11 protein-coding genes are annotated in these 12,340 nt (G+C 61.6%); 4 read left to right on the top strand and 7 right to left on the bottom strand.

Annotated elements, in window-relative coordinates; genetic code table 11:
• The 5 genes from EOD15_RS17010 to EOD15_RS17030 all read right to left on the bottom strand — a co-directional run.
• The coding region (locus tag EOD15_RS17010; RefSeq protein WP_127408657.1) for an ATP-binding cassette domain-containing protein at positions 1 to 143 on the bottom strand (143 nt) is incomplete at its 3' end.
• Between the two features lie 24 nt (positions 144 to 167).
• A complete protein-coding gene (locus tag EOD15_RS17015) occupies positions 168 to 1,829 on the bottom strand; it encodes an alpha-glucosidase family protein (RefSeq protein ID WP_127322265.1) in 1,662 nt (553 codons plus the stop codon).
• A 4-nt stretch (positions 1,830 to 1,833) separates the two neighbouring features.
• Positions 1,834 to 2,988 (bottom strand): carbohydrate ABC transporter permease, encoded by a 1,155-nt coding sequence (locus EOD15_RS17020; protein WP_127322264.1) that lies wholly within the window; start codon positions 2,986 to 2,988, stop codon positions 1,834 to 1,836.
• Position 2,989: 1 nt separating this feature from the next.
• Complete coding sequence (locus EOD15_RS17025; protein WP_127408658.1) at positions 2,990 to 4,003, bottom strand: sugar ABC transporter permease; 1,014 nt, start codon at positions 4,001 to 4,003, stop codon at positions 2,990 to 2,992.
• A gap of 225 nt (positions 4,004 to 4,228) precedes the next feature.
• Positions 4,229 to 5,584, bottom strand: a complete 1,356-nt coding sequence (locus EOD15_RS17030; RefSeq protein WP_127323058.1) for an ABC transporter substrate-binding protein — start codon at positions 5,582 to 5,584, stop codon at positions 4,229 to 4,231.
• Positions 5,585 to 5,653: 69 nt separating this feature from the next.
• Here EOD15_RS17030 and EOD15_RS17035 point away from each other — a divergent pair, with 69 nt between their 5' ends.
• The 4 genes from EOD15_RS17035 (at position 5,654) to EOD15_RS17050 (ending at position 8,303) form a co-directional block, all read left to right on the top strand.
• Positions 5,654 to 5,926 carry a hypothetical protein gene (locus EOD15_RS17035; protein ID WP_127323059.1) on the top strand — a complete coding sequence of 91 codons (273 nt, stop codon included), beginning with the start codon at positions 5,654 to 5,656 and terminating at the stop codon, positions 5,924 to 5,926.
• A 17-nt stretch (positions 5,927 to 5,943) separates the two neighbouring features.
• Positions 5,944 to 6,966 carry a substrate-binding domain-containing protein gene (locus EOD15_RS17040; RefSeq protein WP_127289688.1) on the top strand — a complete coding sequence of 341 codons (1,023 nt, stop codon included), beginning with the start codon at positions 5,944 to 5,946 and terminating at the stop codon, positions 6,964 to 6,966.
• A 214-nt stretch (positions 6,967 to 7,180) separates the two neighbouring features.
• Complete coding sequence (locus EOD15_RS17045; RefSeq protein ID WP_127320823.1) at positions 7,181 to 7,771, top strand: ankyrin repeat domain-containing protein; 591 nt, start codon at positions 7,181 to 7,183, stop codon at positions 7,769 to 7,771.
• A gap of 13 nt (positions 7,772 to 7,784) precedes the next feature.
• The gene (locus EOD15_RS17050; protein ID WP_127320817.1) at positions 7,785 to 8,303 is read left to right on the top strand and encodes a YHS domain-containing (seleno)protein; all 519 of its coding nucleotides are present in this window, start codon (positions 7,785 to 7,787) and stop codon (positions 8,301 to 8,303) included.
• 11 nt (positions 8,304 to 8,314) lie between these two features.
• Here EOD15_RS17050 and EOD15_RS17055 read toward each other — a convergent pair whose 3' ends face one another.
• Complete coding sequence (locus EOD15_RS17055; protein ID WP_127320818.1) at positions 8,315 to 10,510, bottom strand: adenylate/guanylate cyclase domain-containing protein; 2,196 nt, start codon at positions 10,508 to 10,510, stop codon at positions 8,315 to 8,317.
• 500 nt (positions 10,511 to 11,010) lie between these two features.
• The coding region (locus EOD15_RS17060; RefSeq protein WP_245463693.1) for a S8 family serine peptidase at positions 11,011 to 12,340 on the bottom strand (1,330 nt) is incomplete at its 5' end.

The following is a 12,340-nucleotide window of genomic DNA, read 5'->3' on the forward strand; positions in this document are numbered from 1 at the left end:
GACCTCAGCAATGTCGACTTGCCGCAGCCCGACGGGCCGACGAAGACGATGAACTCGCCCGACTTGATATCGAGATCGATGCCGTGGAGAATGTTCAGATTGCCGTAGGACTTCTTCACTTGTCTTAGCCTGACATCGGCCATTGGTTTCCTCCAGTGATTGGAAATTCAGTCGAGACGCCCGAACCAGGCGCCGTAGCCGCCAAGCTCGATGGAACCGCTGTTCGCCTGCCCCGAAAATCCGTGCCCGGGCAGAGGTTGCAGCGATCGGCCGCCAAGGTCAACCTTGGCCGGCCCGGCTCCCAAATTGAAGACGCAGACGATCTGCTCGTTGCCTGCGCGGCGCGTGAAGGCGACGGTATCTCCCTCACTTTCGATAAAGGTGATGTCGCCCTTGGCCAGCGCCGGATGGGCACGCCGGAAGGTGAGAAAGCGCCGATAGTGCTCGAGCAGCGAAGCCTCGTCGCCCTGCTGGACATTGACCGCTTGCGCCAGATGCTTGGCCGGCACCGGCAGCCAGGGCTTTGCCTGGGAGAAGCCGCCATTCTTGGCGCTGCCATCCCACACCATTGGCGTGCGGCAGCCGTCGCGGCCCTTGAATTCCGGCCAGAAGCGGATGCCGTAGGGATCCTGCAGATCCTCGAACCGCAGCTCTGCCTCACCGAGCCCAAGCTCCTCGCCCTGGTAGATGCAGACCGAACCGCGCAACGACATCAGCAGCGCCGAGATGACCTTGAGGTAGGCGGTCGGGTCGGCCTCATTGGCGGCCCAGCGCGAGGCCGGGCGCATCACGTCGTGGTTGGAGAAGGCCCAGCACGACCAGCCGTCGCTGGCGACTTTGCCGAAGGATTCCAGCACCGAGCGGACCTTGCCCGCGCTGATCTTTTCCGGCGCCAGGAAATCGAAGGAGTAGCACATGTGCACGCGCTTGCCGCCTGCGGTGTAGGCGGCAACCACTTCAAGCCCGCGCTGCGAATCGCCGACCTCGCCGACCGCTGCGGTTGCCGGATACTCATCGAGCAGGGCACGGAACCGTTCGAGGAAGCCGAGGTTCTCGGGCCGGCTCTTGTCGTAGAGATGGTCCTGGTAGTTGTAGGGGTTGACCGCCGGCGCGGTCTGGTCGTTGCGCTCTTCCGGCGGCAGCGGCGGATTGTTTTCCAGGCCCTGGCTGTGGAAGTAAAAATTGATGGTATCGAGCCGGAAACCATCGACGCCGCGTTCCAGCCAGAAGCGGGTGACGTCGAGCAATGCGTCCTGGACTTCGTGGTTGTGAAAGTTGAGGTCGGGCTGTTCGGCCAGGAAATTGTGCATGTAATATTGCTGGCGGCTGGTGTCCCATTGCCACGCCGAGCCGCCGAAGATCGACAGCCAGTTGTTGGGCGGTGTGCCGTCCGGCCTGGCGTCTGCCCAGACGTACCAATCGGCTTTCGGGTTGCTGCGGCTCGACCGGCTTTCCTTGAACCAGGGATGACTGTCGGCAGTGTGCGACAGCACCTCGTCGATCATGACCTTCAAGCCCAGCCTGTGTGCCTCGGCGGTCAGCGCGTCGAAATCGGCCAGCGTGCCGAACATCGGATCGACATCGCAGTAATCCGTCACGTCATAGCCGAAATCCTTCATCGGCGACTTGAAGAACGGCGAGATCCAGATGGCATCCGCGCCGAGTGCGGCGATGTAGGAGAGGCGGCCTATGATGCCCTTGAGATCGCCGATGCCGTCGCCATTCGAGTCCTGGTAGCTGCGCGGGTAGATCTGGTAGATCACCGCGCCCCGCCACCAGTCGCGATCGATGGTGTCAGGCTTCGAGCTGGCCTTCAAAGCGGATTGCATCGTCTCAGCCTCCTTTCACCGAGCCGGCAAGCAGCCCGCGGACAAAATAGCGCTGCAGCGAGAAGAACACGATCAGCGGCACGATGATGGTCACGAAAGCCGATGTCGTCAGAATCTCCCAGTCGCCGCCGCGCGAGCCCAACAGCGCGTTGAGCTTGGCGGTCAGCACGATCTGGTCTGCCTCTGTACCGAGGAAAACCATCGCCACCAGCAGATCGTTCCATACCCACAGGAACTGGAAGATGGCAAACGAAGCCAGCACCGGGAACGACAGCGGCAAGACGATCTTGACGAAGATCTCGAAATCGCTGGCGCCGTCGATGCGCGCCGATTCCATGATTTCGCGCGGCAGGCCGGCAATGTAGCTGCGCAGCAGGTAGATGGCGAAGGGCAGGCCGAAGCCGGTATGCGCCAGCCAGATGCCGAGATAGGTCTTCGACGGCATGCCGAAGAAAGCGCCGACGCCATTATAGAGTTTCAACAGCGGGATCAGCGACATCTGCAATGGCACCACCAGCAAGCCGATGATGACGGCGATCAGCAGCGCCCGGCCGGGAAACCGCATCCAGGCCAGCGCATAGGCGGCAAAGGCGGCGATCAGGATCGGGATGACGGTCGCCGGAATGGTGACGGTCAGGGAATTCATGAATGACCGTCCGATGCCTTCGGAGAACAGCACGGTTCTGTAATTGTCGGTGGTGAATTTCGGCGGCGCCGACGAAGCATAATAGACGCGCTGGCCGCGATCGCCTTCGAACGCTTTCGGGGACTGCATGATGAAGCTGCCGTCGGCATTGAGCTGCAAGGTCACGCCGTCGCCGAGATCGGCTGTGGTGCCGGCGGGATATTGCGTCGGTGTCGCCGATTTGACTCCGAAGGCGCTGATGTCGCGCTTGGCGCCGTCGCCGAAGATATTGCCTTCGAGGACGAACTTGCCGTCCTTCTCGACTTGCGCCGAGGCGGGCGGCAGCCGGCCGGCTTCCGTCTGGGTGGAACTGGCGAAAGAGTTCCACCATCCCGAGGCGATGATCTGGTTCTTGTCGCGCAGCGACGAGACCAGGATGCCGAGGGTCGGTATGGTCCAGATCGCGACGAAGATGAGCACGGCGATGTGGACGCCAAAGCGGCTGGCGAAGGAATTTCCGGTCGCGAGAGCCATCTCAATGTTCTCCCGTCTCTTTGTTCGCCTGGCGGATGTTCCAGACCATGATCGGAATGACGGCAATCATGATGATGATGGCGATGGTGGCGCCGCGGCCGAAATCGCCGCCGCCGCGGAACATCCAGTCGAACATCAGATTGGCCAGCACCTGGCTGTTCCACTGGCCGTTGGTCATGGTCAGCACGATGTCGAACACTTTGAGCACCAGAATGGTGATCGTGGTCCAGACCACCGCGATGGTGCCCCAGATCTGCGGCACCATGATCTTCCAGAAGATCTGGAACGGATTGGCGCCGTCGATGACGGCGGCTTCCAGCGTTTCCTCGGGAATGCCGCGCAGGGCCGAAGACAGGATGACCATGGCAAAGCCGGTCTGGATCCAGATCAGGATGATCATCAGGAAGAAATTGTTCCAGAACGGCAGCGATATCCAGACCTGCGGCTGGCCGCCGAAATGCTGGATGATGGCGTTGAGGATGCCGATCTGCGTTTGGCCGTCGCCCCGATACTCGTAGATGAATTTCCAGATCACGCTGGCGCCGACGAAGGAGATCGCCAGCGGCAGGAAGATCAGGCTCTTGGCGATCGTGCCCCACCAGATCTTGTCGGTGAGCACGGCGATGATCAGCCCGAGGAAGGTGCAGGCGGCCGGCACCACCGCCAGCCAGATGATGTTGTTGAGGATCGAGTTGCGGAACTCGCGATCGCCGAACGCCCATTCATAGTTCGCCAGGCCGACGAAATTGATGCCGCTGCGATCGAGGAACGACAGCCGCAGCGTCTCGACCACCGGATAGATCAGGTAGATGGTGAGGATGATCATCGCCGGGCCGACGAACAGCCATGGCCTGACCAGCCCTTGCCGGCGCAGATTGTCGATGGCCGCGGCACCCGCGACGCCGCGTGACGGGAATATCAGGTCGACCAGTTTGTTGGCGCCCCAGAAATAGGCGACGCAACCGCCGACCCCGACGATGATGACTGTTATGGCCGAGAAAATCTGAGCCGCCATGGGTCCCTCTCCCCCTGCGCATGACCCGACAAGGAATGACCTTGGTGACGGGGACCAGGCGCCGATTCAGTGTTTGGAGCGCGTCATCGGCGGCTTGCGCACATTGCCGATCGCGCTTCATGTCAATGCGCTCATGACGAAAGGCTGCGGCACGGGCCGCCGTCGGATCCGGGCCAGTGCGGTCCGGATCCAGGGCGAGAATGGTGGTCGCTTACGTGCCGACCGCTACTTGATCGCGTCCCAGCTCTTCTGGATGTCGGTGGCGACGTCCTGCGCCGACTTGCCGCCGACCAGGTCGATCATGCCGGTCCAGAAGGCGCCGGCGCCGATCTTGCCAGGCATCAGGTCGGAACCGTCGAAGCGGAAAGTCGAGGCATTGGCGAGGATTTCGCCCTGCTTCTTCAGCGCGTCGCTGGCATAGGCATCCTTGTTGACCGACTTGAGCGGCGTCACGAAGCCGCCTTCGGCCATCCAGATCTCGTGGGCGAGCGGCATCTTCAGGAATTCGATGAATGCGCGCGCGCTCTTGCTGTCCTTGGTGATCATCGCCAGCGTACCGGCGCCGAGCACGGGCGTGCCCAGTTCAGGCTTGGAGGCATAAGGCGGGAAGTAGAAGAAGTCCGCGTCCTGGCCGACCTTGGTGCCTTCCGGGAAGAAGGTCGGGATGAACGATGCCTGGTGGTGCAGGTAGCATTTCGGCGGCACCGAAAAGAGGCCCTTCGGGCTATCGCGGAAATCGGTCGCCGCAACCGCCTTGGCGCCGCCGTCGACCATCTTGTCGTCGGTCGCGATCTTGCCGAAAATGTCGATGGCGTTGACCACTGCGGGGTCGTTGAACGGGATCTCGTTCTTCACCCATTTGTCGTAGACCTCCGGAGGCTGGGTGCGCAGCATCAGGTCTTCGACCCAGTCGGTCGCCGGCCAGCCGGTGGCGCCGCCGGAGCCGAGGCCGATGCACCACGGCTTGCCGCCATCGGCGATGATCTTCTTTTCGAGATCGGCAAGTTCTTCCTGCGTTTTCGGCACCTTGTAGCCGGCTTCCTCGAAATTATCCGGCGAATACCAGACCAGCGACTTCACATCGGCCTTGTAAGGGAAGGCGAAGAAGCCCGGCTTGCCGTCCTTGTCCTTGAAGGTGCCGAGATCGACCCATGACTGGCCGGCACCGTAATTGTCCTTGACCCATTTGGCGGTGTCCTCACCGAGCGGCGTCAAAAGGCCCTTCGACGCCAGGTCCTGGATAAGACCCGGCTGCGGCAGCACGGCGATGTTCGGCGGGCTGCCGGCCTGCGTGTCGATGACGATCTGCTGCTCGTAATTCTCCGAGGAGGAGTATTTGATCTCGACGCCGGTGGCTTCCGAGAAATAGTCGAGAACGCCACGCACCAGGCCTTCGTCCTCGCCGCGCCACGGTCCGAAGATCGACAGCGTCTCACCCTTGAGGTCGACTTTCTTGAGCTCTTCGTAGTTCGCCCAGTTGAAGCGCTTGTCTTCGCCGGGCTTGAACTTCAGTTCGGCCTGCGCGGGCGCGTTCAGGGCGAACGTGGCAAACGCAGCACCCAGCAAAAGCATTTTCTTCATCGGTATTCCTCCCAGTGGGTCTCACACACCGGACGGAACCTCCATTCCGCCCGCCGACGCCGCAGGACTGTGACTCAGTCGGAAAGGAACCGCAACCTTTCGAAGAGTCTTCCAAAGCGCTTTGGCTTTCTCGATCACGCCATTGAATTGCTGGGAAGTCAAGAGGCCGGCGGATTAATCGATTTAGGTTCGCGCATTTGCCCCCCTGAAAGTGCGCTGCAACATACTATTATGGCGATGCAGCAGCAGTTTTTGTTTCAAACACGCCCGAACCGCGTCTATGGTTCGCCTTGGTATGGCTCGGCCCCGCTGGCACTTGGGTCGAGTTTAAAAGCGCTTTGAGGGAATGGAGACCTTTCGTGAACCTCAAGCAGCTCGCCCATATGCTGGCACTTTCGCAAACCACGGTAAGCCGTGCGCTGAACGGCTATCCCGAGGTCAACGAGGAGACGCGCAGGCGTGTCATGGATGCCGCCAAGCGCCATGGCTATCGTCCCAATCCGAGCGCGCGCCGGCTGGCGACCGGCAAGACCGGCATGATCGGCTATGTCCTGCCGACCGGTGCGTCCGTCGACATCGATCCGCATTTCGTCGAGTTCCTGTCCGGCCTTGGTGACTATGCCCGCTCGCACGAGCTCGATCTTGTGCTGTCGCCGGCCGACGCCGACGACCAGGAGACGACCTACCGGCGCATCGTCGCCAACCGGCAGGTCGACGCTGTTTATATCTCCTCTCCAAGGCCCGCGGACCGACGCGTGGCGCTGGTCAACACGCTCGGCATTCCCTTCATCGTCCATGGCCGCAGCGAAGGTTTCGATTTCGACTATGCCTTTACCGACATCGACAATGAGGGCGCCTTCCACGAGGCGGCCAGGCTGCTGATCCAACTCGGTCATCGGCGGCTGGCGTTGATCAACGGTGACGACCGCGAGACCTTCGCCATCCATCGCGAACGCGGCGTGCGCCGGGCGCTCGCCGCGAGCGGACTGTCATTGAGCGAACGCCATGTCTGCTCGGTCGATATGACCGAGGAGAACGGCTATCGCGCCACCAGGCGTTTGCTGGAAGAGGACGACGCGCCGACGGCGATCGCCTGCTCCAGCCTGATCATGGCGCTGGGCGTCGTGCGCGCGGTGCGCGACCTCGGCCTGAGCATTCCCGGCGATGTCTCGCTGATCGCCCATGACGACGTCTTCCCCTGGCTGAGGCCGGAGAATTTCTCGGTGCCGCTGTCGACGACGCGTTCATCGATCCGTCTCGCCGGCGCCCGTGTCGCCGAGCGGCTGGCGGCGCGGATTTCAGGACTGGAGGAGGGGGCGCGAGGCGAGGTCTGGCCGGTCGACCTGGTGGTCCGGGGATCGGTGGCAGGGGCGCCTGGCTGAGGTCCGAACTTAATCACCTGTAGCGATCGAGCTCGACCCAAAGCCTACGTCCGTCTTCCACGACGCTAGTGGCCGCTACGCGCCTCAAGCCAGCCGTTGAGGTGGGCCACGTGACCGACCGGAAGCAGACATCCGGCCGCGCTGTCCCCCGGCATTTGCCCCGACGAGCCTATTGCAGCTTGTATAAGTCGAAGCTAATATGCTATTCTACATGATGCGCGGACTGCTGGCACTTACTATGCTGGTATTGGCGGCTACAAGAGTAGTCGCAGGTGAGCCGTTGTTCGACTCCATCACCGCCGGCGACAAGAATGCCGTGGAGCAAGCCTTGGCGGGCGGTGCCGACGTCGACAGCCGGGCACGCGACCAGGCAACGCTCCTCATCGCTGCTGCTCTCGACGATCAGCTTCCCATTGCGGAATTCCTGCTGAGCAAGGGCGCCGACGTCATGGCGCGCAATTCCGGTGGGTTTACCCCCCTCCACGCGGCTGCCTTTTCTGGAAGTCTCCCAGTCGCCAAGCTGTTGCTCGAACAGGGGGCGGTGCTCGAAGACTCGGCTAACAAGTCTGGGGTCACACCCTTGGTGATAGCGGGTGAGGAAAACCATGTAGAACTCGCAGAATTCCTCATTGCGCAAGGTGCGGATGTGAACCATGCCGAGGGTCATGGCTACATGCCGATTACCCGCGCGTTCTGGAAAGGCAATACCGACATCATAAAACTATTCAAACGGCATGGCGCGACGTGCCAGGCGAACGTCCTTGGCGAAGCGAACGCTGCGAAGTGCGAAGCTATCCACGATTGAACGGAGAACGCAGATGAACAGATCGACTAGACTGGTTTCCAATTCGGCGTCGGCAGTCATATGTGCGCTCACGTTGATGGCCGGTGCAGGCTCTGCCTTGGCCGACTCGGTGAATACCGGCTACTTCGGCGGAGTGGCGATCATGGGCTACGACACGGTCGCTTATTTCACCGATGGCAAGGCCGTGAAGGGTTCCGAAGACTTTTCCTATGAGTGGCTTGGCACGCCGTGGCATTTCGCCAGCAAGGAACACAAGGAAATGTTCATGAGCGAACCTGCCAAATACGCTCCTCAATACGGTGGTTACTGCGCGGGCGAGGTCGCACTCCACGAATCCGTCACCGTCAATGTCGATCCGGAAGCATTCAAGATCATCGATGGCAAGCTCTACTTGATCTACGACGAAGGGAACGCGGCCGCCTTTGCGGACAATGCCGATGATCTTGTTCCGAAGGGCGATGCAAAATGGCCGATCGTCGAAGCAAAGTTGGCAGTCGATGTGCCGGATTGGAACTTGATCAATAACCCCTGAGTCTTGCGAGCTCAATTCACTGTCACGAAGTGAAACACCATACCTGTATTGACATACGAATACCCGTTGCCGGCAGCGTCCCTGCGTCTGTAGACGGGACCACAGATGGGCCGCCCAAACATATTTTCGCTATGCTCACATAAGAGGTCGCGATCGACGTAGACCCTCTCGGTGAGCATTCGTGTCATCGTTCGGAAGACTGCCGTGCCGTCCTGTTCTATCTGCATAATGGCTGGAAGCCCGTCCGGTTCGAGGTTGCCTTTCAAGGTCTTGCCAACAACAAAAGATGCGATTTCCGCACCGTTCAACCGGTCCTGTTCGTCGGCGGTGAAGCCGAACGGCCATTCGGGAAGTCCTGCCAGACGGAGGGCGTCGATGAGCGGTGCCAAATCTTCAGCGTTGCGAAGATGGGCATAGTGATTCCGAAACGCGTCCAACGACCGCAGTCGAGCCAAGGATTCGGTCTTCGTCACCAGCCGGAGGCCGTCCGCAATCGCCGCTTTGGCGTCCTCTGTGCGGCCGGCGCGGGCATAGGAAGCTGCGAGCAGAATCCTCAGGCTGCCCGCCTCTGGAGCATCGTCGCGAGCGCGCTCGAGAGTCTCAATGGCTTTCCTGATGTCCCCGAGCAAAAGCAAGACAACCCCGACAACCTCCCGGTCTATCGGAGCCAGATTGGGATCAAGTTTCAATGCCGTCTCGACCGCCAATGCCGCTTTGTTATGGTTGCCGGCGAACAGCTGGATATAACCAACGGCAATTTGCGTCGCAGCGTCTCCGGAGCCTAATGCGACAGCACGCTCCGCCGAGGTGATCGCATCTTCATAGCGGCGATCCATGACCTGCATAATCCCGAGAACGGCGTAGGGCGATGAAAAATCCGAATCGAGCTCCAAAGCACGGCTTGCCTTCTCATATGCTCTCTTTCGCGCAAGCGCGCTCTGAATGATATCATCGGAGGCAGTCCGCCAAAGATAGACACTCAGCCGTGCGTCGGCGGCAAAGGCCTCGGCGAAGGTGGGGTCGAGCTTCTGCGCCTTCTCATACAGCGCAAGCGCCTCGCGCAATCCGTCGCCTCGACCGGTGCGCGCCTCCCGCTCCGCACGGAGGTAGGTATCATAGGCTTCGAGATTTGCAGTCGGCGGGCGTGCCATTCGCTCTCTCTCGGCTGCCGAAGCTTGGACGCCAAGCGCCTTGGCGATTTCCCGGCTCATCTCGTCCTGGACCGCAAACACGTCCGCGATGCCGCGATTGAACCGATTAGCCCATAGATTGTCGCCAGTGGCGATATCGATGAGCTGCGCGTTGAGGCGGATTTGATCGCCGGTCCGCCTCACGCTGCCGTCAACGACAAATTGCACGCCAAGGTCACGCCCAATATCTGCCAAAACGGGGGAGGTTCCTTTGTAGGCGAAGACGGAGTTACGGGCGATCACATCGAGCCCGGAAAGCTTCGCAAGATCGGTGATCAAATCTTCAGTGATGCCGTCGGCAAAATAGTCCTGGCCAGGATCGCCGCTCAGGTTCGTAAACGGCAGTACTGCAATGGATGGCTTTTCGAGCGCGGAGAGTTTTTGCCATTGCCATGCAAAAATGCCTGCAAGCAAGACGACGAGCAGCGCTGCTACTCCTGCCAAAATCATGATGGGCGAACCTGGCCGGCGTGGCGCCGCTAAGATCTTCCCCGCGTCTCCGGGATCGAGCAGAACCCGATAGGCGCGAACCGAATCGGCGATATTTTTGAGGCGCTGCCCTCCGAGATCCGCAAAGCCGACATCCACTTTGTGCACCGCGTGATCGAACGCCGTCCCGGAGATGCAAACACCGCCTGGCTCGGCCATCGCTTCCAGGCGCGCCGCGATATTCACGCCATCTCCATAGATGTCGTCGCCCTCTACGATGACGTCGCCGAGATTGACGCCGATCCGAAACCGGAGCTGCCGGGCTTCGGGAATACCCTTGTTGCGGTCGACCATCCGGCGCTGGATCACAGCAGCACACTGGACGGCATCGACGACGCTGGCGAACTCGACGAGCGCGCCGTCGCCCATTAGCTTGATTATGCGGCCGTGGTGTTTCTTGATCTCGGGGTCGATCAGTTCGCGACGGCAGCTCTTCAGTCCCTCAAGCGTTCCTACCTCGTCCTCGCCCATGAGGCGGCTGTAACCAACCACGTCGGCAGCAAGTATTGCTGTAAGCCGTCGCTCCATACGTGCCCTGCGCCTTCCCTGGTCGGTCCAAGCGGCTTTGGCTCCAGCCTATTCTAGTCCTGCTTCGGACGCGAGTGTGCGCGACCGTGTTATGGCACAGCTAGAGGGGCGGTGTTACTCGGAATGGCAACGCGCCGGACCTTCCACCCACGAATCTGAACGGAATGCTCTCTCGACAAGATGTCCGCTTAGGTCATCAGCGCCGGCTTGGTTTGAGTGTCCGCTTTGGAGACGCCGAAATGCTCTGGGAATGACCGGAATGGGTCAGATCGCGTCGATGCTCCCCAAGTTCTGAAAGTCCGCTTCCACCCCTTTAACAGTTGAAAGCCGACCGTCAGCTTCCGGCCTCATCCCGGTCATTCGACAACGGTGGCGGATGACTGTTTCTGGTTAATGTAGTTGCTGCTCGGTGCCAGCCTCGGGCTTCCGCTGCCCACCCATCTCAGCCATTGACGGCAGTCAGTTGATAGAGTTTTGACCCAAACCCACTTTGACTGACCTTATTCACTCGCCGCCGCCTTGATGTCCAGCAGGCCGTAGCCGAAATCATCGTCGCGTCCCTTGGGGCCGAGATCCCTGGCCGTCGCCGCGAGCGCCTTCTCGATGTCGTCGGCCGAGCGATCGGGCGCGGCATGGATGAGATTGGCGATGGCGCCGCTCACGATCGCCGCCGCAAACGAGGTGCCGGTGACCACGTCCGAACCGCCGCCGCTCGGCGCCACCATCTCGACGCCGGGCGCCGAGATGAAGACATAGGCGCCGCGATTGGCCTGCGGCATCAGCCCGTCCTTGGCATCAGTGGCGGTGACTGCGATGACACCATCGAAAGCCGCCGGATAGCCATAGGGCGCCTTCGGCCCGTTGTTGCCGGCTGCGGCGACCAGCACCATGCCGAGTGCGCGGGCATTGCGGCAGGCGACGCCGAGCAAATCGTTCTTCGGCCCGACGAAGCTCATATTGATGATGCGCACGTCCTGTTCCGCCGCCCAGTCGAGCGCCGACAGGATGACGTCCATGGTCGACTTGCCGCCCTCGAAGGCGCGGGCGTGATAGATCTTTGCGCCCGGCGCCATGCCTTCCAGGGTGCCGACGCCGGCGATCAGCCCGTCGATCGACGTGCCGTGATCGCGCTTTTCGATCGGCACGTCGGGCATGGCGTCGAACTGCCCGGCAATGACGCCCGACAGCGCCGGGTTGGTGTCGTCGATGCCAGTGTCGATCACCGCGATGCGGACGTTTTCGCCGCTCGCCTGCTTGGCATCGAGCGCGATACGATCGAACGCATAGTTGACGATGCCGGCGGCCTGCTGCAGCGAATAGACGTGATTGGGCTCGCGCCGCTGGGTGCGGCCGTCGGCGGCCAGTTGCGCCAGCACGACGCCGACGGGCCGGCCGTCGGGAATGCCGAAGCGCACCAGCGTGGTGCCAAGCAAAAGCGACTGGCGCTGCGAGCGCACCTGCAGGCCGAAGGAGGCGGCGATCTGCTGGACAGCGCCGGCATCGCCGTCGACGGTCACCAGCACCTCGTCGGGCACGAAATCGCCAACCACCGCGCGCGGCGGCTGTACCGCGATGAGATCGGTCGGCGAGACGATCGGGCCGCCAGGCGGGGGGCCGGCTTGACCATCGGCAGGCAGCGTCGCGGGTGCCGGCCGGGGCGTCGGCACCGGTGTTGGAGACGCCGCCGGGTTGGGAAACAGGTCGACGATCAGCGCCGGCAGGAAGACGGCGCCGGATTGGCCTGCTTCCGATCCGCCCTTTGTGTCATTGCCGTTCTTGGCGCAGTCGGCTCCCGCCGCATTGGTCCCGTCGCGGCAGTCGATCTTCGTC

It is taken from the genome of Mesorhizobium sp. M7A.T.Ca.US.000.02.2.1 (assembly GCF_003996995.1).
Taxonomy (GTDB): domain Bacteria; phylum Pseudomonadota; class Alphaproteobacteria; order Rhizobiales; family Rhizobiaceae; genus Mesorhizobium.